Genomic DNA, 20,494 nt, shown 5'->3' on the forward strand with positions numbered 1-20,494 from the left:
TGAAGCCGTATCTGGCCACGCTGGGCGGATTGTTCGCCTTCAATTATGGCTTGCACCACTACAGCGGATTGAGCCCCTGGCTGATTGATGGCCTGCAAGTGTTGGCCATGGTGGCCACGGCGTGGTTGTTCTGCGCCTTGGGCCCCAGGCGCCTGGCCGGACGCCTGGGCGACATGACCGAGGTGATCCGCACCATCGCCGAAGGCGAAGGCAACCTGCGCCAGCGCCTGGACACCTCGCGCATGGCCAACGATGAAACCGGCGACATGGGCCGCTGGATCAACAGTTTTATCGACCGCCTCGATGCCGTGGTCGGCCAGGTGATCCAGGCGTCACACAGCATGGGCAAGACCAATGCGCAGATGCTCGGCAGCAGCCAGCAGGCCAGCCACACCTCGGTCGAGGTCACCGAGGCCGTCAACCGCATGATGCGCATCGTCGAGGGGCAACTGGGAGAGATTCAGCAGGCCTCGATGACGGCCGAACAGACCCGGCTGGCCATGGACGATGTGGTGCGCCGCGCCCGCGAGCAGTTCGAGGCCGCGCGGGTGGGCACCCAGTCGATTCGCGATGTGGTCGAACGTTCGGCCGCCAGCGTGCAGTCGCTGGATGCGCGCATGGGCCAGATCGGTACGATCATCAGCCTGATCACCAATATCACCAACCAGACCAACCTGCTGGCGCTCAATGCCGCCATCGAGGCGGCACGGGCCGGTGAGCATGGCCGGGGCTTTGCGGTGGTGGCCGATGAAGTGCGCTCGCTGGCCGTGCGCACCGCCGGTGCCGCCGACGAGATCCGCCAGATGGTCGAAGGCCTGCAAAGCGAGACCCGCGAGGCGGTGGCGTTCATGGAAAGCGGTGTGCAGGACGTCGACAATCACTTGCGCACCAGCGTCGATGCCTCCACTGAAAACGCCCAGTTGCATGAAGAGGTGGAAAGCATGATCACCATCATTCAGCAACTGAGCGAACGCAGCATGGATTACGGCAAGACCATCGAACGGGTCGACCTGGCCAGCGGCGAAATGCGCCAGACCGTGAACGGCCTGCAGAACAGCGCCGAGATCGTACGCCTGAACGCCAATAAACTGCAGAAACTGGTGGGGCAGTTCGAGGTGAGCAAGGTAGGCTGAGTGACACAGCGCAAGGCGGCACGCTGCCGCACAGCAAACATGGGGTCCGGCAGGAGCGCGCTTGCCGGAATGCCGAGCCACCGCGACCGAGTGCGTAGCGCTCGCAAAATCTCGGAAACGCTGCAACGTTACGACTGCTAGTGCAGCCGGTCGCCGGCAAGCGGGCTCCTACCCCCGCGCCATGTGCGGTCGCGTTGTGTCAGGGCGTCAGGCCGGCGATGACGCTGTTCAGGCCCAGCGACAGAGCGTGCAGGTCGTCGCTGGCCACCTGGGTGCGCTGGATGTTGTCCTGGTTGACCGTGGCGATGGCGCTGATCTGGGTCAGGTTGCGGGCAATGTCTTCGGCCACCGAAGTCTGTTCTTCGGCCGCCGTGGCAATCTGGCGGTTCATGTCACGGATCGATTCCACGGCCGTGGTGATGCGCTGCAGGGAATGACTGGCCAGTGCCACCTGCTCGACGCTTTCCTGGCTGCGGGCCTGGCCGCTCTCGATAGCCTGCGCCGCATCGACGGCACCGGTCTGCACCGAATGGATGATCTGATTGATCTCGGCGGTGGACGCGGCGGTGCGTTGTGCCAGGGTCCTGACTTCATCGGCCACCACGGCAAACCCGCGTCCGGCATCACCGGCGCGGGCGGCCTCGATGGCCGCGTTCAGGGCCAGCAGATTGGTCTGCTCGGCAATGCCACGAATCACTTCCAGCACCTTGCCGATGCGTCCGCTGTCGCTTTCAAGGCGGCCGATGACCGTCGCGGTGTTGCCGATTTCGGTGCGCATGCGGTTGATCGCGGTGATGGTTGCGCCCATGACCTGCTCACCTTCACGCGCGCAATGGTCGGCTTCGTCGGCGGCATTGGCCGCTTGTGCCGCATGACGGGCCACCTCCAGGGCGGTGGCGGACATTTCGTGCATGGCCGTCGCCACCTGGTCGGTGCGTTCGAACTGCTCGCCGGTGCCCTTGGCCATGATGCCGGCGATGGTCTTGAGTTCGACACTGGCGCTGTCCAGGTCGGTCGTCCCACCGCGCAGGCTGACGAAGGTCTGTGACAGAAAATCGCGCAGCAGATTGGCGGCCACGGCCAGACGCCCCAATTCATCCTGGCGACGGACATCGACCCGTTCGCTGAAGCGGCCTTCGCTCAATTGCGCGACATAGTCGATCAGCAGGCGCACCGGGGCGACAATGCTGCGGTTGACCCGCCACAAAGTAAACAGCCCGACCAGCAGCGCCGAGAGCAGCATGATCAGTGCACCACTGAGGATGGTGCGGCCGGCGGCGTCGCTGATCTGTTGCGATTGCGCCTGACTGTGCTGGCGCAGGGTTTCTACCAGCGCGCTCATCTGTTCGCTGGCAGCACGGTCCACGCCCTTGACCGCCAGGTCGCCGGCCACCGGATCCGCACCGGCCGCGATAAAGGCCTCGCGCCCCTTGCGGTACGCCTCGCCCAGGGTGCGATGTTCCTGGCGCAGGCGCTCGATCTGGTGCTTGATCGGCGCCTCAAGGCCCGGCCAGGCGCTGAGCTGCCCCAGCACGGTTTGTACGGCACGCTCCTGCTGTTCGAACTGCGCCCAGTAGCGGTCACGATCGGTCGCCACTTTGCCGCGCAACAGCACGTTCTTCCATTCCTGGACCTGAATCTTGAATTGCAGGTTGGCTTCATCGATCAGTTGCGAGGCCCGCAAGGGACCGTCGAGCAGCCCGCGGTAGTCGCGCACGTTATTGGACAGCAGGTAGAAGCAGGCCAGGGCAATGGCCAGCAGCAACGCCAGACTGAAGCCCAGCAAGGCCAGGATCTGAAGTCTCAGGGATTTGTGCATAGGGGACAGGCATCTCACGGGAGGGACGGCGTCATGGCGGTGCATGCGCCCTCGTTGATTCGTTGGCACCTCCCTGTGCGCGGGCATTGAATCAATGAAAGATGGCAGTTTGATGACAGTCGGATGAACGCATTCACACAGAACCGCAGGACCCGCCGGGCGGCGATCTGCATTAGCCGGGAAGCACACGCCGCCAACCTGCGTTGCGTCCTTCGCGGCTGAAACTGCCCTCATCAAGGGCACAATAACTTATTGATTTTATTGGCTATTGAATTCACACCTGTAGGAGCGCGCTCTGCCCGCGACCGAGTGCGTAGCGCTCGCAAAATCTGCGCAACGCCACAAATTTACGATTGTGAACGTATTCAAAATCTATGAAACGCCACAAATTTACGACTGCTAACGCAGCCGGTCGCGGGCAAGCGCGCTCCTACAGGACCCGCCGGGCAGTGATTCGCTTTAGCCACCCATCCGCGTTCTGCCCTTCGCGGCTGAAGCCGCGCCTACATGTATCCGTAGAACCGGACTAGAAATTCACCGAGGCCGACAGGCGTGCCGTGCGCGGGGCGCCGGGGAACAGGTAGTCGTCGCCCAGGTATTCGCCGACGTCGCGCCAGTAGCGTTTGTCGAACAGGTTATCGACGGTGAGTCGCCACACCGTGTCGTAACCGCCCAGTCGGGTGCTGTAGCGCCCGCCGACGTTGAACAGGGCGTAGTCGTTGACCTGCACCTCGCCCTGCCGGTCGGCGTATTTGCTGGCGCTGTACTGCACGCCGCCCAGCAGGGCCAGGCCCGGGACGGGCAGGCGGTAGTCGGCCTGCAGGCTGGCGCGGTACTTGGGTACGTTGAGAGCCTGGTGGCCTTCATAGGCCTCGGTGCCGCTGCCTTCGACCCGTGCACGAATCGCGGCGGCACTGGCCGAGACCTGCAGGCGCTCGGTCAACCAGCCATTGGCGCCCAGCTCCAGGCCCAGGTTCTTCTGCTCACCCTGTTGCACATAGGTGAAGGTGCCGTCGTCCTGGGGCTGCGAATACTGATAAGCCTTGCGAATCTGGAACAGCGCAGCGGTCAGGCTCATGCGGTTCAGGTCGTACTTGATGCCGGCTTCCAGCTGGCGCGATACGGTCGGTGCCAGGATTTCACCAGCATTGTGGGTGAACCAGGCCGCCGTGCCCCCCAGCGACAGGCCCTTGCTGTAGCTGGCGTACAGCGACAGGTCGTCCAGCGGCTTGTAGATCAGCGCCGCCTGCGGCAGGAACAGCGAGCGCCGGGTGTGGCGGATGTCAGCGCCGGTTTCGCTCCAGGCCTGTTCATCGACGTACACCTGGCGCCCGCCGGCCACCACTTGCCAGTGCTCGTCGAAACGAATCCGGTCGGTGAAGAACACCCCGTACTGGCGGCTGTCCAGGCGGCGCTCGGTGTGCGGCAGGGCCAGGTCGGCCGGCACGAAGGTGTCCGGGGTCTGGTCGATGTTGCCGGAACCGACCCACTCATTGAAGGTGCCACGGGTGTCGACCGTGCGCCGGAACGCGCTGGTGCCGACGCTCAGCTCATGGCTGAGCGTACCGGTAGCAAAGCGCCCGCTGAGCGCGGCTTCGATTTCGTCGTTGCGCCGGGTGTCGTCGGGGCTGCGAAAGTCATAGATGTCGTAGTCGCCTTCGGGGCTGAAGTGGTTCGGCACGGCGGTGTCGGCGCAACTGGCCGCGCCGTAGCAGCCCCAGGCAAACGAGCTGTAGTCATCGATCACCACGCGGCTGCGCGAAGCGCTAAGGCTGCCGGTCCAGGCATCATTGAAACGGTATTCAAAACGCCCGCCCAGGTTCAGCGAGTCGATGCCCACCGGGTTCGACCAGTCCTGGTGACCCAAGCGCTTGCGTGGCGAGGCGTCATGGGGCAACTGGTTCCCCCCCAGCAACTGGTAACCCGGCACCGAGCGTTGCTCGCGGGTCTGGTATTCGGCGTCCAGTTGCAAAGTGGCGCGCTCACTGATGGCCCAGTCGAAGGCCAGGGAAGCAAAGTCGCGCTCACCGTCGGCATGCTCTACGTAGGAGCGAATGTCTTCATGGGCCAGGTTGGCGCGCAGGCCGAACTGGCGTTCGTTGCCGAACCAGCCGCCCACGTCGGTGGCCATGTAGCGTTCGCCGTGTTCGTTGGTCGCGACGGTGACCGACCGCACGTCTTCGGCGCGCTTGGTCTGGTAATTGATGACGCCGCCAGGCTCGGCCACCCCGCCTTGCAGGCCGGAGACACCCTTGAGCAGCTCGACCTGCTGTTTGTTTTCCAGCGCGACGTTCTGCTCGCCGGCGATGCTGCGGCCGTTGATGCGGTAGCTGTTGCCGGCATTGAGCGAGAAACCGCGCACCAGGAAGTTTTCGTAGTAACCCACCGGCGCGTAGGCCTCGCCCACCGAGGCGTCGTTGCGCAGCACTTCGCTGAGCAGCCTTGCCTGCCGATCCTGGAGCTGCGCCTGGGTGAACACCGCGACCGACGCCGGGGTGTCGAGCAGCGGCGCCTCACCAAAACCGGCCACCGCGGCATGGCTGGCCTGATAACCCTCGGCCGCAGCCTGGCTGGCCGCGCCGCTGATATGCGTGGCGTCGAGCCTGACCGGTTCTGCCGCCCACAACGGGGCGGCGACGGCCATGCCCAAGGGCAACAGGGACCAGGGCAATCGGTGCGGCGTACTCATCAACAGGTGACTCCTGAAATCGGCGGGGGCCATCTTTTACGTTTCCGGCGGCGCTTTTACAAGCGTTACCGGCGCTCATTCAATAAAAACGAACACGGCCGCAGGGATTCATGTTTTAAGGGTGAATTAAGTTGGGATGATTAATCTGGCCCCAACGAAACAACTGAACTCCTCAGTTGAACGTGTCTCTATACACACAGATTCCCTGACCTATAAAGGAAGACCCTCATGAAATTGATGCCTGCCCTGTTTGCTGCTCTTGCCCTGACGTCTGCTGCCGGTATGGCTCAGGCAGATGTGCGCCCTGATGAAATAGCAGGCCTGCAAAAAGCCGGCACCGTCGGTGACCTGCAGAAGTTCAATGAACAGGCCCTGAAAGCCAAGCCTGGCTTTACGATTCATGACACCGAGCTGGACAAGAATGCCAGCGGCCAATATGTCTATGAGATTGAACTGCGGGATGCCAGTGGCAAGGAATGGGATTACCACGTCAATGCCAAAGACGGCACCGTGCTGGTCGATAAAGAAGATCGTTAATCGCTGAATAACAGTTAACGCGATTCGCCGCCCGGCCGCGCCTACGAAATGGTAGGCGCGGCCGGGCGGCGAACCGCTTTAGCCGCGAACCACTCCCTGCCTTTATTCCTTGAGTCCCACTTTCAGCAACTTGCCGCTGTTGTCGTCCGTCAATACATATAAGTACCCATCCGGCCCCTGCCTGACATCGCGAATGCGTTCCTTGCGCTCACCCAGCAAGCGCTCTTCGTGCACAATCCTGTCGCCTTCGAACTGCAGACGAATCAAATCTTCGCTCTTCAACGCCCCGATAAAGACGTTATGGTCCCAGGCCTTGAAACGACCGTCATCGTAGAACGCCATGCCGCTGACACCCGGCGACACTTCCCAGACATGAAACGGCGCCTTGGTGCCTTCGACCCGCTTGCCTTTGGCTTCCGGAATCGGCTGCCCCGAATAGTTGATGCCATGGGTTGCCAGCGGCCAGCCGAAGTTCTGCGCACGCTCGACGATATTGATCTCGTCGCCGCCTTTGGGGCCGTGTTCATTGAGCCAGACTGTACCGCTCCAGGGATTGAGCGCCGCGCCCTGCGGGTTGCGGTGGCCAAAGCTCCAGATTTCCGGGGCCACGCCTTCACGCCCGACAAAGGGGTTGTCGTCCGGCACCTGGCCGTCGGGGAACAGGCGCACCACCTTGCCTTGCAGCTTGTCGAGATCCTGCGCGGTGGGGCGGTCATTGTTCTCGCCCAGGGTCACGAACAGGTAGCCCTGGCGGTCGAACACCAGGCGTGCACCAAAGTGGTTGCCCACCGACAGCTTGGGTTGCTGGCGGAAAATCACGTTGAAGTCTTCCAGGCGGGTCATGTCGGCCGACAGCCGCCCGCGCCCCACGGCCGTACCGGCCTTGTCGCCTTCGGCCGCGGTCTTGCCATCGCCCTCGGCGTACGCCAGGTACACCATACGGTCATTGGCAAAATCCGGTGACAGCACCACGTCGAGCAAGCCGCCCTGCCCCTTGGCCCAGACTTGTGGCGCCCCGGAAAGCGGACCGGACAGCTTGCCGTCGGCGTTCACCAGGCGCAGGTCGCCAGAGCGCTCGGTGACCAGGATGCCCTTGCTGTCCGGCAAAAACGCCAGTGCCCAGGGATGATCCAGGCCGCTGGCCACTTCGGTAACCGTCACGGTGCCCAGCTCGCTTTTGTACTCCTTGGGCTTGGGCCCCTCGGCAGCCGAAGCCATCAGCGGCGCGCCGGCAAATGCAGTGGCACAGAGTGTTGCGATCAGGGTTTTTCTCAGCATGGACGATTCCTTATGCATGGCGTAGAGGTCGGTAAAAATCAGTTGCCGCGTGCAGGCGTGCTCGGGCGAGTGTCAGGTGCAGGCCGCACAGGGGCTTGCTGGCGTGTCGGATAGCCATTGCCGATGCCGCCGTTTTCCAGCGTAGGCGCACGCGGTGTGGGCATGGTGTTTGGGGTGCGCACCTGAGGGGTGGCCGGCGCGGTGCCCTGGCGGCTGTTGGGGTTGGCGCGCTTGATGGGGCTGTTGTAAGGGTTGCTGTTGGCGCCGCGCTCGGCGCCGGCCATCGACGGGGCGCTGAACAAGGTGGCACCGGCCAGCATCAGGGCCATGGCCAGGCATTGCACGAAACGGTTCATCATTTTCCTGCCCTATAAAGGTAGAGGCTCAGGTCTTTGAGGACGATTGTTCGTGCAGGTTCGGGCAGTGGTGGCGTGCAGGCAAGGTTTGCGCTGGGGAGTTTGTAACAAGGCTGGTCGGCCAGCCGCTCTAAAGGACGCGTGGCAGCCGGGCGGTAAAGGTAGTGCCATGTTCAGCGCTGGACTGCACAGTGATATCACCCAGGTGAGCACGCATGATTTCACGCACGATAAACAGCCCCAGGCCCACGCTGCGGCTGGTGTCATGCGCCACGCCGCGCACCAGTGGCTCGAACAGTTGCTCGAAGCGCTCCGGCGCGATCACCTCGCCCAGGTTATGCACCGACAGATAACTGCCCTTGGTGTCGAAGGCGGAAGTGACGGTGACGATGCCTTGCGGATCGCCATAGCTGAAGGCATTGCCCACCAGGTTGCCGATCACCTGGAACAAGCGATCGGTGTCGGCGTTGCACGCGCCCTCGCCCATGACCTGATGCACCAGTTGGCGATCGGGAAACGCCAGGCGCAGCTCTTCGACGCAACGCTCGGTCACCGCATGCAGCTCAATCGGCTGCGGGCTGACCGTAAGCCCCTGGCCGACCCGCGCCTGGGTAAAGTCGAGCAAGTCGGCGATCAGGCGCCCGGCGCGATCAACCGACTGGGAAATATGCCCGGCCACCCGGCTTTGCCGTGTATCGAGCGGGCCACGCTGCAGCAGGTCGGCGGCCATCTTGATCGCCGACAGCGGGTTGCGCAGGTCATGGCTGACGATGCCGATCATCTGTTCGGCAAAGGTCGCACGAATCTGGGCCTCGGCATGCGCCAGGCGCAGGCGGCTCTGCGCCAGGCTGAGTTCTTTCTGGGCGGCCAATTGTTGCTGCAGCAGCTCTTCGGCCAGTTGCCGGGCTTCCAGCAACTGACGCTCGTACTGGTTGCGTTCCTCGGCTACAAACAGCGCCAGTTCGTGGTAGAAGACGCCATCGTGCTCGCGACGCACCGCATTGAGCATCATCGGCACCAGGCGGCCATCGGCATGCAGCAGGTCGAGCTTGACCTCCAGCACCGAGCCTTGCATCTGCAAGACCGGAAACCAGTGGGTCTGGCTGAAGATCTTGCCGCCCATGGTCAGCAGGTTCTGGAAGCGCAGGCCCACGAGCGTGTCGCGCTCACGCCCCAGCCAGCGGCAAAAGGTGCCGTTGACCTGCTCGATGCAACCGTTGCCCTGGGTCAGCAACAAGCCACAGGGCGCCTGGTCGTACAGCGCCTGGCTGGCCGGTTGCTCAGAGGGCATCCGTGGCCTGTCCATAAGGCTGCAAGAATTGCTCGATGGCTTCGATACAGGCACGGGGTGCACTCATGTGTGGGCAATGACCGGTATTTTCGATCAGGCTCAAGGTGCTGCCTGGCATGGCGGCATGCAGATAGTCACCCACTTCAAGCGGTGCGATCAGGTCATCCGTGCATTGCAGGATCAAGGTCGGGGTGGTCAGGCCCTGCACGTCCTTGCGGTTGTCGGACATGAACGTCACGCGCGCAAAATGCCGGGCGATATCGGGGTCGGTGCGGCAGAAACTGTTGACCAGTTCATCCCCCAGTTCAGGCTGGTCAGGGGCGCCCATGATCGACGGCGCCATGGACCTGGACCATCCCAGGTAGTTGCTGTCGAGGGTGTCGAGCAATGAGTCGATGTCAGCCGCGCTGAAACCGCCCACGTAGCCGTCGCCGTCGATGTAGCACGGCGATGGGCCGACCATGATATGGCCACTGATGCACCCAGGCTGCATGCGATCGGCCAGCACCCCGATCATCGCACTGACCGAGTGCCCGACCAGCACCACAGGCCCCTGGCCGAACTCATGAATGATTTCCAGCAAGTCCCGGGCATAGCCGTCCAGGCGCTCGTATCTGTGCTGAAAGTACATCGACAGGTCAGAGCTGCCGCTGCCCACCAGGTCATACAGGACCACGCGGTAACGGTCGACAAAGGCCGGCAGCATGAACCGCCACATGCGCTGGTCGCAGCCAAAGCCGTGACCGAAGATCAAGGTCACCGGCCCGCTGCCGAGCACCTTTACGTTATTGCGTTGCTGCACCGGCATTGCTGGCTTTCCTCCAGGACCGCGCATGCCTGACGATGCGCAACGATGACAAGGCCACGAGATTATCATCGTTCGCACGGTCAGGCAGCGCAAAATACATGGCACCTTGCCTCATGCCCGGCTCTGGAAGGCTTACTCGCCGATGTCCTCGTTCCACAGCTGCGGCTGAGTGGCGATGAAGTCGCGCATCATGTGTTCGCAGGTGGCATCGCCCAGCACATCGACCTGCACGCCGCGGCTGCGCAGCAGTTGCTCTTCGCCCATGAAGGTCTGGTTTTCACCGACGATGACCTTGCGAATGCCGTACAGCAGGATGGCGCCGCTGCACATCGAGCACGGCGACAAGGTGGTGTACAGCGTGGCCTCGCGATAGACGCTGGCAGGCTGGCGGCCGGCATTTTCCAGGGCGTCCATTTCGCCGTGCTTGATGGCACTGCCCTCCTGGATCCGCCGGTTGTGGCCGCGGCCGATGATCTGCCCGTTGTGCACGATCACCGAACCGATGGGAATGCCGCCCTCGGCCAGGCCTTGTTGTGCCTCGTCAATGGCAGCTTGCATGAATGGGTCCATGGGTTCTCTCGTTTGCGAAAAAAAGGGCCTCAGGGGGACTTCAGCGCATTGTTCAGCGCCTGGGCCACGAACTCGGACAAGAGCTGTGAAGAGGTGTTCTTCATTTCCTGGCCGACTTCGTTATTACGCACTTTAAAGCGGTTCTTCAAGGTCGGCGAGCCCTGCCCCTGATTGAGCTGGCGCAATTCGTCGACGCTGAACGAGTGGGCATAGGCGCTGGCCAGGTTACGCTCCCATTGTCCCTGGTACTGCGGTTGCACACGCTTGAGCTCACCTTGCACCAGGGCTTGGGCCTGGGTCTTGCCCAGGCGTTCGACCAGTTGGCTGAACGTCACGGTACGCGAAGCCATCTGGTAGCCCAGCCAGCCCAGACCGTCACCCAGCCTGCGCTCCTGCACGAAGGCCAGGGCCGTGTCGTCGACTTCAGCGGCGTACGTTGGCGTCGACAGCGGGCTGCCCAGGGCCACCAGCAAGACCAGGACGCCGGGGGTGAGCCCTGCATTGCAGTCTTTCATCGCCCCTCCCGGCAGATTGACTGGCTACAGCCTTGAAACTAGCAGCCAATGGGGTCGATTGACATGCAGCAGGTCGCATACAGCGCTGATATGCCGTTCTCAGGAGCTAGCATTTAGCCACTTGTCACGATTCATCCGGTAGATGCGCACGCCAATGCCGTAATACATACCCGTCAACGCGTCACTGAAACCCACCTTGTGCAGCACCTGCACCGAAGCGCGGTTGTCAGGCTCAACCACCGCCACGACCGAGCCCAGTTCCAGGGTGTCGAAGGCATGCGCCAAGACTGCACGCACCGCCTCGGTGGCCAGCCCCTGGTTCCAGAAGGCCGGTTGCAAGCGGTAACCGAGCATGACCTCGGGCATGTTTTCGAACGTCTCAAGGCTCAGCCCGCAAAACCCCACCAGCCGCTCGCCGGTCTGCTCGATCATGGCCAGCGGTGCAAAGCCATCACGTAGCAGGGCCTCGCGGCAGTGGTGCAGGAATTCGCCACTGGCCGCTGTGGTCATGACCCCGCGCACCGAATGGCGCATGACCTGCGGGTCGGCCAGCAGGGCAGACAATCCGGGCAGGTCGTCAGGCTGGAAGCCACGCAACCACAGGCGTTCAGTCGCCAGGATCAAAGGGGTGTTCAGGGTCATGAGGGCTCAATCGTCAGCGTTCGGGTCCATGCCCGGAAACAGCACTTCGGTAAAGCCGAACTTGCTGTAATCAGTGATGCGCGACGGGTACAGCCGGCCGATCAGGTGATCACACTCATGTTGCACCACCCGGGCATGAAACCCTTCGGCCATGCGCTGGATCGGCTGGCCTTGGGGGTCGAAACCTTCGTAGCGAATGCGTTGAGGGCGCTCGACAAAACCACGCAGGCCCGGCACTGACAGGCAACCTTCCCACCCGCCTTCCAGGGTGGGCGTCAACGGGGTGATCAGGGGATTGAGCAGAATGGTGCGTGGCACCGCCTCGGCCTGCGGATAACGCTCGCTGTGCTCGAAGCCGAAGATCACCAGTTGCAGATCAACACCGATCTGCGGCGCTGCCAGGCCGACACCGCCGACGCTGTGCATGGTGTCGAACATGTCATCGATCAGGGTTTGCAGTTCCTGGCTGCCGAACAGGTGTTCAGGCACCGGCGGGGCGATACGCAGCAAGCGCGGATCGCCCATTTTCAGAATCTCGCGAATCATCAGGCAACACCCGGTAAGACAAAGGGCCATCCTGCCACATTATTTCGCGCCCCGCGCAGTCCGTCAGGCATGCGGGGCAGTGTGCGCACCGCCAACACCTGTCTTTTCGGGGCCGGAGGCTTCGACGGCACCGTCGCCGGGCACTTTCTCGCCGCTGTCCTTGCCTTCCTGGGACATGTGTTCGATCACCGCATTCATCTCGGCGCCCAGCAGCAGCACCGCGGCCGAAATGTAGAAATACAGCAACAGCACAATGATGGCCCCGATGCTGCCGTACATCGCGTTGTAGTCGGCAAAGGTCTTGACGTAGAAGGCAAAGCCCAGCGAGGCGATGATCCACACCACCACGGCCAGTACCGAGCCTGGGGTGATGAAGCGAAACTCCTGTTTGACGTCGGGCATGACGTAGTACATGACGGCCACGGCGATCATCATCAGCAAAATGATCAGCGGCCAGCGCAGGATGGTCCACAGTGTGACGATGAACTCTTCGATGCCCAGGTGCGCGGCAAACCAGTTCATGACCTGGGGCCCGGTGACCATCAGGGCGGCGGCGGCCAGCAGCATGCCGGCCAGGCCAATGGTGTAGAAGATCGACAGCGGGAGGCGTTTCCAGATGGGGCGGCCTTCGACCACGTCATAGGCGGCGTTCATGGCGCTCATCATCAGGCGCACACCGGCCGAGGCGGTCCACAAGGCAATGACGATACCCACCGACAACAGTCCGCCCTTCGATTGCTGCAACTGGTCGATGACCGGGTTGACCTGCTCCAGGGCCTGGGGCGGCAACACCAGTTCGGACTGCAGGCGCAGCCAGGAAAAAAAGTCGGGCAAGTGCAAAAAGCCGATCAGGGCGATCAGGAACAACAGGAAGGGAAAGAGTGAAAACAGGGCCTGATAGGCCAGGGCAGACGCATAGGTCGACATCTCGTCGTCAATGAATTCACTGACGGTGCGAACCATCACCTTGCCGAATGACAAGTTACGCATATGGGCGAAATTCATGGCGTCTCCTTTCGCGAATGTACCCAGGTACTTTACGTCTTCACGACGATGGGTGTGGTGTTGATCAAGGCCTTTGTACAGGCATCCTGATCGTGCGCACACATGGACTTGAATAACAGCAAAAGGTTTCAGCAAGCATGACCGTCATGGCGCCTGCAGGCCGTCATGACGGTCGGGCATTACAGGTGTATCAGACTCAGTGATCCAGGCCCTTCTTGACCTGATCCTTGACTTCACCCTTGACCTGCTGGCCTTCACCCTTGATTTCCTGAGCCTTGCCTTCAGCACGCAGTTTGTCGTTATCAGTCACCTTGCCGACACCTTGCTTGATATTGCCGACCGCTTCATTGGCCATGCCTTTGATCTTATCGCTGGTGCTGCTCATGAGACTCTCCTGGGCCACGGGGACCCTGACTAAAGTAAGGATGTCGTGATGAACCCGACAAAATGATGGACCCGAAGCGGCGGCGCAGAGTTTCAATTATTTGCTCAAGCGGTTTTCCATTCATCCGCCGGTCCTGGGCTTTATGCCACAATACCCGCCAGCGCCGGGTGCTTGAGCCCGCACAGATTCAATGAATTTCCGGAAAACCTTATGAAGCTCGACAAGAAACAGGCCATTGATCGTCGCAACCAGCAACTGGAAAACCCGGTGCTCAATGCCGACAACAGCTATTTCGCCCTGTTGGACCCGCGGCGCAATATCTGGTGGTTCGACCTGCCTGTCAGCCAGCTGAAAAGCCTCGAATGGCTCAACCTGTTGCTGCACACCCCTGAATCCGAACAATTGCTGCATGTGAAGGTGCCAACCTCGTTTTTGCGTGCGCGCATCGCAGGCGTTGAAGTGCGCAATGCCGGCAAGCGCAAGGCGACCATCAGCCTGGAACTGAGCGCCGACCGTGACGGCTTTTTGAAAGACTTGCGCCCTGAAGGCAGCAACCTTGGATTTGCGGTGTTTCTTCAGGTCTGAACACCACTGGGCACCCTCGTTTGCAAATAACCGGACTTTTCCCTGAACCGGGCAGTCACTCGTAAGGAGCCATCAAGGAGCCTTACCAATGAACACGGGTACACCCACCACTCTCAGGGTCGATCTCTGGAGTGACTACGTCTGCCCTTTCAGCTACCTGCAATTGCCGGTGCTCGAACAGCTCCAGACCCTTTATGGCCCCTCGATCCAATGGTGCTGGCACGCGTTCGAGCTGCGTCCGGAACCGTTGGCAACGCCCGACCCGTGCGCTGAACACCTGCGCATGACCTGGTCACGGGCGGTGCTGCCCATGGCCGACAAGCGTCAATTGCGGATGAAGATCCCGCCGGTGCAACCGCACAGCCGCAAGGCCTTGCAAGCGGCGGCTTTCGCACGCGCCCATGGCCGTTTCGAAGCATTTCACCGGGCAGTGTTCCAGGCGTTTTTCGAGCAGGGTCAGGACATCGGTGACGTGCAGGTTCTGTTGCAGGTGGCGAGCATGGCGGGGCTGGATGCCCAGGCGCTGCAAGCGGCCCTGGTGCAGGAACAGTACTGCGCCAGCGTACTGGCTGACGAAGGACTGGCCGACCAGTTGGGCTTGCGGGCCGTGCCGGCGCTGCTGCTGCGCCGGGCCGACCAGCCGCTGACAGAGGCGCAGGTGCTCAACGGCACCCTGCCCTTGCAACGTTTGACTCAGGCGTTTGATGCCTTGCTGGGGTGAGTCCTGGGACGGTGCTGCCTGAAATCAAATCGACCCCCCCTGTGGCGCAGACCTGTAGGAGCGCGCTTGCCCGCGACCGGCTGCGTTAGCAGTCGTAAATTTGTGGCGTTTCACAGATTTCTGCGAGCGCTGCGCACTCGGTCGCGGGCAAGCGCGCTCCTACGGGGGTGAATTCAATATTCATTTATTTTTGAGGCGCGCGCGCTCAGGCCAGTTCGATGCGGTCCGGGTGGATGACGATCAGTCCCTGTTTATACAGGCCGCCGATGGCTTTCTTGAAATTGCCCTTGCTGACGCCGAACAGGTCGCTGATGACCTTCGGGTCGCTCTTGTCGTTGACCGGCAGCACGCCCTGGTTGTCGCGCAGGCGGGCCAGGATCTGCCCCGACAGCCCGTCGGCCGCTTCGCTGCCCACCGGTTGCAGGCTCAGGCTGATCTTGCCGTCGCTGCGCACCTGCTTGATGAAGCCTTTTTCCTGCATGCCAGGGCGCAGGAACTTGAACACTTCGTTCTTGTGGATCAGGCCCCAGTGACGGTTGTCGATGATCGCCTTGAAGCCCATGTCGGTGGCTTCGACCACCAGCAGGTCGACCGCCTGGCCGGCGCTGTAGTTGGCCGGGGTCTTGTCCAGGTAACGGTCCAGGCGCGAGGTGGCGGTGATGCGCCGGGTGTGCTTGTCCAGATAGGCATGGACCACACAGTATTCACCGGCTTCCATCTGGCGCTTTTCTTCGGAGAACGGCAACAGCAGGTCCTTGGGCAGGCCCCAGTCAAGGAACACACCGATGTTGTTGACCTGCACCGCCTTGAGGCTGGCAAAGCCGCCGACCTGGATCTTGGGCTTGAGGGTGGTGGCGATCAGCTTGTCGTCGCTGTCGAGGTAGATGAAGACGTTCAGCCAGTCATCGACCTCGGTGGGCGTGTCCTTCGGGATATAGCGGTTGGGCAGGAGGATCTCGCCGTCCGCGCCGCCGTCCAGATACAGGCCGAAGTTGGTGTGCTTGACGATTTGCAAGCTGTTGAAGCGCCCGATTAAAGCCATGTGCCGATACCCTGATTGCGTGACGCGCATTCTAACCGGTTTTACCGGACGATTTTCATCCGGCCTACAGATGGCGACGCGCTGGCTACTTTCGCGCATGGGCTGCTAATCTGATGTCAGGTAATCAGGAAGCGAAGGTCATACGACCTTGCGGTCATCTCCTTGGCGGGCTGTGCGATGAAAAACTGGATGGTGTTGGGCGCCTTGATCGGGCTGAGCGGCTGCGCATCGCCGTCCTGCGAATACGGCGCTTTGCACGCCGCACCCGGCGACAACTGCCGGGCCGGGCAACTGCTCTATCAGAACGACATGCTCCAGGCCAAGCTGCTGATCAGCCAGGCCGACCGCGAAAACTACGAACTGGCCGAGGCCATGTTGCGTCGCGCCGCCCTGACCGACGCCTCGGGCGAGGCCGAGTTCTACCAGGCCGTGCTGCTGATTCGCCAGCAGGCCGAGCCTGACGCGATTATCGAGCGGCTGCAAACCGCTGCCGACCATCGTCACCCGCTGGCCATTGCCCTGCTCTCGCAACAACTGACCGGCCGCGATGACAAGCAGGCCGCCCACTGGCGTGCCGAGTACGCCGAGCTGGACGTGGCCAAGAGCGGCTACCCCTCGTTCGAGCAAGCCCTGATGGTGATTGATAGCCTGGTAACGCCTGCCCCCGAGATGACCGCCGCGCACTGATTCTGCGGCTGCCTGCACAACGGATTTGCCGGCGGATCGACGAACGGTCAAACCCTTGAATGTTTCACCGGTATGCTGGCAACGCTCTGGCCCAAGGCTTGCAGCTTGCACCTTATGACGTATGCCCTCTCTTTCCACACTCCTTGTTCACCTCAGGAGTGAGCCATGCTCGTGTTTAGACATCTTGCGCCCTTGCTGGGCGCCCTGCTGCTGAGTCAGCCGGCGGCGGCCCAGGTCCTGGAACGCAGCCTGGGCGATTTCAGCCTGAAAGTCGGCACCACGCCGACACGCACCATGGCCCAGGGCCTGGTGTCCCCGACCGGTGGCTCCGACGCCTTTCATGGCGGCCTGGACCTGACCCACGCCAGCGGCCTGTACATGGGCCAGTGGTCACCCAACATGGGCCTGGTGCCTGAAAGCGACCTGGAGCTGGATTCGTACCTGGGCTTCAAGAAGCCTTTCGACCAGACCCTGGGTTACGAACTGGGCATGATCCGCTACAGCTACCCCGAGACCAGCCAGATCGACAGCCACGAGGTCTATGCCGGCCTGCGTGTGCTCGACAGCCGGCTGGGCGCGGCCTTCAGCGATGACATTGGCGTGCGCAACAGCACGCTGTTCGTCGACCTGGGCAGCCTGGAGCGGCTGGGCATGAACGTGCGCATGCAGTACGCCACGCATCAGTTCGACACCACCCAGATCGCCAGCGACGGCAGCCTGATCGGCGGCTTCAATGACTGGTCGCTGAAACTCTCGCGCCCCTGGCTGGGCATCGACATGAACCTGATCTACAGCGGCTCGAGCCTGTCCAGCGACAGCTGCAACGTCTACAGCGGGCACAACCCGCGCTGCGAGCAGACCTTCACCATCAAGGCTGTGCGCACACTGTTCTGAACGCCATGGAACTGCCTTGTGTAAGCTGGCCTCTATTGCAACGCCAGCAGATCAAGGAGCGGTCATGCAGTACCTGTCGAAAGTCGTTGTGACGCTGTTGCTTGCCGTGTCCTTGCTGACCGGCTGCAGCCAGGTGGGCCTTGCCTACCGCAATCTGGACATGATCATTCCCTGGTCGCTCAACGACTACCTGAAGGTCAAGGGCGAGCAGAAGGACTGGCTGGATGAGCGCCTCAAGCAGCACCTGCAATGGCATTGCAGCACCCAGTTACCCGGCTACCTGAGCTGGCTCGACGGCCTGGAGCAGATGGTGCGCGATGACAAGGTCACCGCCGCCGGCCTCACCGCCCGCACCCGTGAGGCCGAGCAGGCCATTGCACGCATTGCGCAGCAGGTCACGCCTTCGGCCGTGGAACTGCTGAGCCGCCTGGACGACCGCCAGGTGCAGGACATGCAGGCCGCGTTCGAGCGTGACCAGGCCAAGCGCCAGAAGCAGTACCTGAACCAGTCGCTGGACAAACAGATTGCCGAACGCGCCGAGCGCATGGAAAAACGCCTGTCGCCCTGGCTGGGTTCGCTGAACCCGGCGCAGAAGGCCCGAGTGCAACAGTGGTCGGCCTCACTGGGCGAACAGAACCAGGCCTGGCTGGCCAACCGCGCCAGTTGGCAGAACCGCTTCCTGACCGCCGTGCAGCAACGCCAGCAGAGCGACTTTGCCACGCGCATCACCGCCCTGCTACAAGACCGCCAGACCTTCTGGACCCAGGACTACCGCGAAGCCTACGAGCGCACCGAACAGGCCGCGATCAATCTGGTGGTGGATGTCTACGCCCAGAGCAGCCCCGACCAGCGCCAGCGGCTGCTGCGGCGCATCGATGACATGCGCAACGACTTCAACGACCTCGATTGCCTCAAGGCGGCGCGCTCCTAAGGCACGCAATAATTTTAGCGATTGAACTCACCGCGGGGTGATTTCACGCCACCTGGGGTTTGGCCGCGATGTGGTCGAAGCGCACAGGCTCCAGCGGGTCGCCGTTCTGTTCGTCCAGCACCTGGCGCGGGTGGTCGTTGCCGGGGATGCTGCTGTCGATCATCGCCAGCAGGCTGGAGCCGCGCGGGGTCAGGATGAAGTTGGAGCCGGTGCCGCCTTCTTCCTGCGGACGTGGCTCGATGTAGCCACGCTTGACCAGCAACGCCTCAAGGTCGGCGGCCTGCGCCTTGAGTTCATCGAGACTGGCCGGCGGCTCGCCCTGGGCCATCTTGGCCTCGGCGTGCTCGGTCGCGTACTGGCGTGGCGTAAAGGTTTCGCCAGCCCCGTTCTGGACTTCGTGGAGCAGACGTTCGATCAGATCCCAATCGTATTTCATGATTCATCCTCCGTCCCGCATGAATGAGTGGCCGTATGACGCGCAGTCAAAGGTGGCCTCATGGGTGTGACCCAAGGCAGTGCGAGGCGTTCAGGCGGGTTGCCGGATGGCAATGGACAGGATGTCGGCGAACAGCGGGGAAAGTGTGTGGCAGGGGGCGCCGTCAGTGCAGCGCCCCCTGCCCGTTCAAGGCATCACTCGGCAGCGGGTGCCGGCGCCTTGCGCTTTTTCAGCGGGGCCATGCCGTCTTCGCTGACCAGCGAATCAGGCTTTGGACGGTTGACCGTCTTGCGCTTGTTCGGCCCCTTGGCAGTGGTCTTCTTCTTGTCGCCCTTGACGTCGGTCTTTTTCTTCTTGACGCCCACGGCCTTGCCCGAGGCCTTGACCTTCTTGGGTCCGCCGTAGGTGCCTTTGACTTCCTTGATGACGCGGCGCTCGAAGGTCTGCTTGAGGTAGCGCTCGATGCTCGACATCAGGTTCCAGTCGCCGTGGCAGATCAGCGAGATGGCCAGGCCTTCGCCACCGGCACGACCGGTACGGCCGATGCGGTGCACGTAGTCGTCGCCGCTGCGTGGCATGTCGAAGTTGATCACCAGGTCCAGGCCATCAATGTCCAGGCCACGGGCTGCAACGTCGGTGGCCACCAGAATCTTGGCCCCGCCCTGCTTGAAACGCTCGATGGAGGCCTTGCGGTCCTTCTGGTCCTTGTCGCCGTGCAGCACGAAGGCCTTGAGGTCCTGCGCGATCAGGCGTCCGTACAGGCGGTCGGCCATGGCCTTGGTGTTAGTGAAAATGATCGCCTTCTGGTAGGTCTCGTTGGCGACCAGCCAGTTGATGATCTGCTCCTTGTGCACGTTATGGTCGGCGGTGACGATCTGCTGGCGCGTACCGGTGGCCAGTTCGCTGACGCGGTTGAGCTGCAGGTGCTGCGGGTCCTTGAGCACTTTCTGCGCCATTTCACGCAGGCCGGCGCCGCCGGTGGTGGCCGAGAACAGCAGGGTCTGCTGGCGCTGGGCACATTCCTGCGACAGGCGCTCGACGTCTTCGGCAAAGCCCATGTCGAGCATGCGGTCGGCTTCGTCGAGCACCAGCACTTCGACCAGTTTCAGGTCCAGGTTGCCGGCATTGAGGTGTTCGAGCATGCGCCCCGGCGTGCCGATCAGGATGTCCGGCACCTTGCGCAGCATGGCGGCCTGGACCTTGAAGTCTTCACCGCCGGTGATCAGGCCGGCCTTGACGAAGGTGAACTGCGAGAAGCGCTCGACTTCCTTGAGGGTCTGCTGGGCCAGCTCGCGGGTCGGCAGCAGGATCAGCGCACGAATGTCGACCCGCACACGGGCAGGCCCGATCAGGCGATTGAGGATCGGCAGCACGAACGCGGCGGTCTTGCCGCTGCCGGTCTGCGCCGTCACCCGCAGATCGTGCCCTTGCAAGGCCAGGGGAATGGCCGCTGCCTGCACAGGCGTAGGCTCGACAAACTTCAACTCGGCCACAGCTTTGAGCAGGCGTTCGTGCAGGGCTAATTCGGAAAACACGGGTGCTACCTCGACGGAATACAAAAATACAGTCGCGTATCGTAACGGTTTCGCGCCTCGGAACCGAGCGTCTTTAACGCCGCAGGCGG

General features: G+C 62.2%; 22 protein-coding genes. 7 read left to right on the plus strand and 15 right to left on the minus strand.

Features of this window, described 5'->3' with window-relative positions; genetic code table 11:
* Nucleotides 1-500: 500 nt before the first annotated feature.
* Complete coding sequence (locus DGA31_RS30890; RefSeq protein WP_421958002.1) at nucleotides 501-1,133, plus strand: methyl-accepting chemotaxis protein; 633 nt, start codon at nucleotides 501-503, stop codon at nucleotides 1,131-1,133.
* A 199-nt stretch (nucleotides 1,134-1,332) separates the two neighbouring features.
* Here the strand turns inward: DGA31_RS30890 and DGA31_RS22195 are convergent, their stop codons facing one another.
* Together DGA31_RS22195 and DGA31_RS22200 are read right to left on the minus strand one after the other, a co-directional pair.
* The gene (locus tag DGA31_RS22195) at nucleotides 1,333-2,952 is read right to left on the minus strand and encodes a methyl-accepting chemotaxis protein (protein WP_109513997.1); all 1,620 of its coding nucleotides are present in this window, start codon (nucleotides 2,950-2,952) and stop codon (nucleotides 1,333-1,335) included.
* A 526-nt stretch (nucleotides 2,953-3,478) separates the two neighbouring features.
* Nucleotides 3,479-5,641 carry a TonB-dependent siderophore receptor gene (locus DGA31_RS22200; RefSeq protein WP_109513998.1) on the minus strand — a complete coding sequence of 721 codons (2,163 nt, stop codon included), beginning with the start codon at nucleotides 5,639-5,641 and terminating at the stop codon, nucleotides 3,479-3,481.
* Between the two features lie 228 nt (nucleotides 5,642-5,869).
* Here DGA31_RS22200 and DGA31_RS22205 point away from each other — a divergent pair, with 228 nt between their 5' ends.
* A complete protein-coding gene (locus DGA31_RS22205; RefSeq protein WP_056835633.1) occupies nucleotides 5,870-6,178 on the plus strand; it encodes a PepSY domain-containing protein in 309 nt (102 codons plus the stop codon).
* Between the two features lie 102 nt (nucleotides 6,179-6,280).
* Here DGA31_RS22205 and DGA31_RS22210 read toward each other — a convergent pair whose 3' ends face one another.
* The 10 genes from DGA31_RS22210 to DGA31_RS22255 all read right to left on the minus strand — a co-directional run bounded on the left by DGA31_RS22210 (nucleotide 6,281) and on the right by DGA31_RS22255 (nucleotide 13,574).
* Nucleotides 6,281-7,456 carry a PQQ-dependent sugar dehydrogenase gene (locus DGA31_RS22210; RefSeq protein ID WP_109513999.1) on the minus strand — a complete coding sequence of 392 codons (1,176 nt, stop codon included), beginning with the start codon at nucleotides 7,454-7,456 and terminating at the stop codon, nucleotides 6,281-6,283.
* 38 nt (nucleotides 7,457-7,494) lie between these two features.
* A complete protein-coding gene (locus DGA31_RS22215) occupies nucleotides 7,495-7,812 on the minus strand; it encodes a hypothetical protein (RefSeq protein WP_109514000.1) in 318 nt (105 codons plus the stop codon).
* Nucleotides 7,813-7,942: 130 nt separating this feature from the next.
* Entirely contained in the window at nucleotides 7,943-9,103 is a 1,161-nt protein-coding gene (locus tag DGA31_RS22220; RefSeq protein ID WP_109514001.1) for a PAS domain-containing sensor histidine kinase, read from the minus strand.
* Entirely contained in the window at nucleotides 9,093-9,911 is an 819-nt protein-coding gene (locus DGA31_RS22225) for an alpha/beta fold hydrolase (protein ID WP_109514002.1), read from the minus strand. The genes DGA31_RS22220 and DGA31_RS22225 overlap by 11 nt, the downstream gene beginning before the upstream one ends.
* A gap of 132 nt (nucleotides 9,912-10,043) precedes the next feature.
* Nucleotides 10,044-10,481 (minus strand): nucleoside deaminase, encoded by a 438-nt coding sequence (locus DGA31_RS22230; RefSeq protein ID WP_109514003.1) that lies wholly within the window; start codon nucleotides 10,479-10,481, stop codon nucleotides 10,044-10,046.
* 29 nt (nucleotides 10,482-10,510) lie between these two features.
* Nucleotides 10,511-10,996 (minus strand): hypothetical protein, encoded by a 486-nt coding sequence (locus tag DGA31_RS22235; RefSeq protein WP_109514004.1) that lies wholly within the window; start codon nucleotides 10,994-10,996, stop codon nucleotides 10,511-10,513.
* Nucleotides 10,997-11,095: 99 nt separating this feature from the next.
* Nucleotides 11,096-11,638, minus strand: a complete 543-nt coding sequence (locus DGA31_RS22240; RefSeq protein ID WP_109514005.1) for a GNAT family N-acetyltransferase — start codon at nucleotides 11,636-11,638, stop codon at nucleotides 11,096-11,098.
* Nucleotides 11,639-11,644: 6 nt separating this feature from the next.
* On the minus strand, nucleotides 11,645-12,184 hold the full coding sequence (def, locus tag DGA31_RS22245) for a peptide deformylase (protein ID WP_109514006.1): 540 nt from the start codon (nucleotides 12,182-12,184) through the stop codon (nucleotides 11,645-11,647).
* A gap of 63 nt (nucleotides 12,185-12,247) precedes the next feature.
* Nucleotides 12,248-13,189, minus strand: a complete 942-nt coding sequence (locus tag DGA31_RS22250) for a YihY/virulence factor BrkB family protein (protein WP_109514007.1) — start codon at nucleotides 13,187-13,189, stop codon at nucleotides 12,248-12,250.
* 196 nt (nucleotides 13,190-13,385) lie between these two features.
* Complete coding sequence (locus DGA31_RS22255; RefSeq protein WP_056835612.1) at nucleotides 13,386-13,574, minus strand: CsbD family protein; 189 nt, start codon at nucleotides 13,572-13,574, stop codon at nucleotides 13,386-13,388.
* 210 nt (nucleotides 13,575-13,784) lie between these two features.
* Here DGA31_RS22255 and DGA31_RS22260 point away from each other — a divergent pair, with 210 nt between their 5' ends.
* Both DGA31_RS22260 and DGA31_RS22265 read left to right on the plus strand, forming a co-directional pair.
* A complete protein-coding gene (locus DGA31_RS22260) occupies nucleotides 13,785-14,159 on the plus strand; it encodes a hypothetical protein (protein WP_109514008.1) in 375 nt (124 codons plus the stop codon).
* An 88-nt stretch (nucleotides 14,160-14,247) separates the two neighbouring features.
* Entirely contained in the window at nucleotides 14,248-14,880 is a 633-nt protein-coding gene (locus DGA31_RS22265; protein ID WP_109514009.1) for a DsbA family oxidoreductase, read from the plus strand.
* A 205-nt stretch (nucleotides 14,881-15,085) separates the two neighbouring features.
* Here the strand turns inward: DGA31_RS22265 and DGA31_RS22270 are convergent, their stop codons facing one another.
* Nucleotides 15,086-15,922 (minus strand): CvfB family protein, encoded by an 837-nt coding sequence (locus tag DGA31_RS22270; protein WP_056835605.1) that lies wholly within the window; start codon nucleotides 15,920-15,922, stop codon nucleotides 15,086-15,088.
* Between the two features lie 177 nt (nucleotides 15,923-16,099).
* On the opposite strand from DGA31_RS22270, the gene DGA31_RS22275 reads away from it, so the two are divergent.
* From DGA31_RS22275 to DGA31_RS22285, 3 genes are all read left to right on the plus strand, one after another.
* Nucleotides 16,100-16,609: a hypothetical protein gene (locus DGA31_RS22275; RefSeq protein ID WP_109514010.1), complete on the plus strand. Its 510-nt coding sequence runs from the start codon at nucleotides 16,100-16,102 to the stop codon at nucleotides 16,607-16,609.
* Between the two features lie 165 nt (nucleotides 16,610-16,774).
* On the plus strand, nucleotides 16,775-17,503 hold the full coding sequence (locus DGA31_RS22280) for a TorF family putative porin (RefSeq protein WP_056835603.1): 729 nt from the start codon (nucleotides 16,775-16,777) through the stop codon (nucleotides 17,501-17,503).
* A gap of 64 nt (nucleotides 17,504-17,567) precedes the next feature.
* On the plus strand, nucleotides 17,568-18,434 hold the full coding sequence (locus DGA31_RS22285; RefSeq protein ID WP_109514011.1) for a DUF6279 family lipoprotein: 867 nt from the start codon (nucleotides 17,568-17,570) through the stop codon (nucleotides 18,432-18,434).
* Between the two features lie 43 nt (nucleotides 18,435-18,477).
* Here DGA31_RS22285 and DGA31_RS22290 read toward each other — a convergent pair whose 3' ends face one another.
* The gene (locus tag DGA31_RS22290) at nucleotides 18,478-18,873 is read right to left on the minus strand and encodes a transcriptional regulator (protein ID WP_109514012.1); all 396 of its coding nucleotides are present in this window, start codon (nucleotides 18,871-18,873) and stop codon (nucleotides 18,478-18,480) included.
* Nucleotides 18,874-19,064: 191 nt separating this feature from the next.
* The gene (locus DGA31_RS22295; protein WP_109514013.1) at nucleotides 19,065-20,405 is read right to left on the minus strand and encodes a DEAD/DEAH box helicase; all 1,341 of its coding nucleotides are present in this window, start codon (nucleotides 20,403-20,405) and stop codon (nucleotides 19,065-19,067) included.
* Nucleotides 20,406-20,494: the final 89 nt, after the last annotated feature.

This window comes from Pseudomonas ovata (assembly GCF_003131185.1).
Taxonomy (GTDB): domain Bacteria; phylum Pseudomonadota; class Gammaproteobacteria; order Pseudomonadales; family Pseudomonadaceae; genus Aquipseudomonas; species Aquipseudomonas ovata.

Bases quoted from the DNA above. Each gene is read 5' to 3' on its own strand.
- DGA31_RS30890 (WP_421958002.1), top strand. From the start codon at position 501: ATGGACGATGTGGTGCGCCGCGCCCGCGAGCAGTTCGAGGCCGCGCGG.
- DGA31_RS22195 (WP_109513997.1), bottom strand. From the start codon at position 2,952: ATGCACAAATCCCTGAGACTTCAGATCCTGGCCTTGCTGGGCTTCAGT.
- DGA31_RS22200 (WP_109513998.1), bottom strand. From the start codon at position 5,641: ATGAGTACGCCGCACCGATTGCCCTGGTCCCTGTTGCCCTTGGGCATG.
- DGA31_RS22205 (WP_056835633.1), top strand. From the start codon at position 5,870: ATGAAATTGATGCCTGCCCTGTTTGCTGCTCTTGCCCTGACGTCTGCT.
- DGA31_RS22210 (WP_109513999.1), bottom strand. From the start codon at position 7,456: ATGCTGAGAAAAACCCTGATCGCAACACTCTGTGCCACTGCATTTGCC.
- DGA31_RS22215 (WP_109514000.1), bottom strand. From the start codon at position 7,812: ATGAACCGTTTCGTGCAATGCCTGGCCATGGCCCTGATGCTGGCCGGT.
- DGA31_RS22220 (WP_109514001.1), bottom strand. From the start codon at position 9,103: ATGCCCTCTGAGCAACCGGCCAGCCAGGCGCTGTACGACCAGGCGCCC.
- DGA31_RS22225 (WP_109514002.1), bottom strand. From the start codon at position 9,911: ATGCCGGTGCAGCAACGCAATAACGTAAAGGTGCTCGGCAGCGGGCCG.
- DGA31_RS22230 (WP_109514003.1), bottom strand. From the start codon at position 10,481: ATGGACCCATTCATGCAAGCTGCCATTGACGAGGCACAACAAGGCCTG.
- DGA31_RS22235 (WP_109514004.1), bottom strand. From the start codon at position 10,996: ATGAAAGACTGCAATGCAGGGCTCACCCCCGGCGTCCTGGTCTTGCTG.
- DGA31_RS22240 (WP_109514005.1), bottom strand. From the start codon at position 11,638: ATGACCCTGAACACCCCTTTGATCCTGGCGACTGAACGCCTGTGGTTG.
- def (WP_109514006.1), bottom strand. From the start codon at position 12,184: ATGATTCGCGAGATTCTGAAAATGGGCGATCCGCGCTTGCTGCGTATC.
- DGA31_RS22250 (WP_109514007.1), bottom strand. From the start codon at position 13,189: ATGAATTTCGCCCATATGCGTAACTTGTCATTCGGCAAGGTGATGGTT.
- DGA31_RS22255 (WP_056835612.1), bottom strand. From the start codon at position 13,574: ATGAGCAGCACCAGCGATAAGATCAAAGGCATGGCCAATGAAGCGGTC.
- DGA31_RS22260 (WP_109514008.1), top strand. From the start codon at position 13,785: ATGAAGCTCGACAAGAAACAGGCCATTGATCGTCGCAACCAGCAACTG.
- DGA31_RS22265 (WP_109514009.1), top strand. From the start codon at position 14,248: ATGAACACGGGTACACCCACCACTCTCAGGGTCGATCTCTGGAGTGAC.
- DGA31_RS22270 (WP_056835605.1), bottom strand. From the start codon at position 15,922: ATGGCTTTAATCGGGCGCTTCAACAGCTTGCAAATCGTCAAGCACACC.
- DGA31_RS22275 (WP_109514010.1), top strand. From the start codon at position 16,100: ATGAAAAACTGGATGGTGTTGGGCGCCTTGATCGGGCTGAGCGGCTGC.
- DGA31_RS22280 (WP_056835603.1), top strand. From the start codon at position 16,775: ATGCTCGTGTTTAGACATCTTGCGCCCTTGCTGGGCGCCCTGCTGCTG.
- DGA31_RS22285 (WP_109514011.1), top strand. From the start codon at position 17,568: ATGCAGTACCTGTCGAAAGTCGTTGTGACGCTGTTGCTTGCCGTGTCC.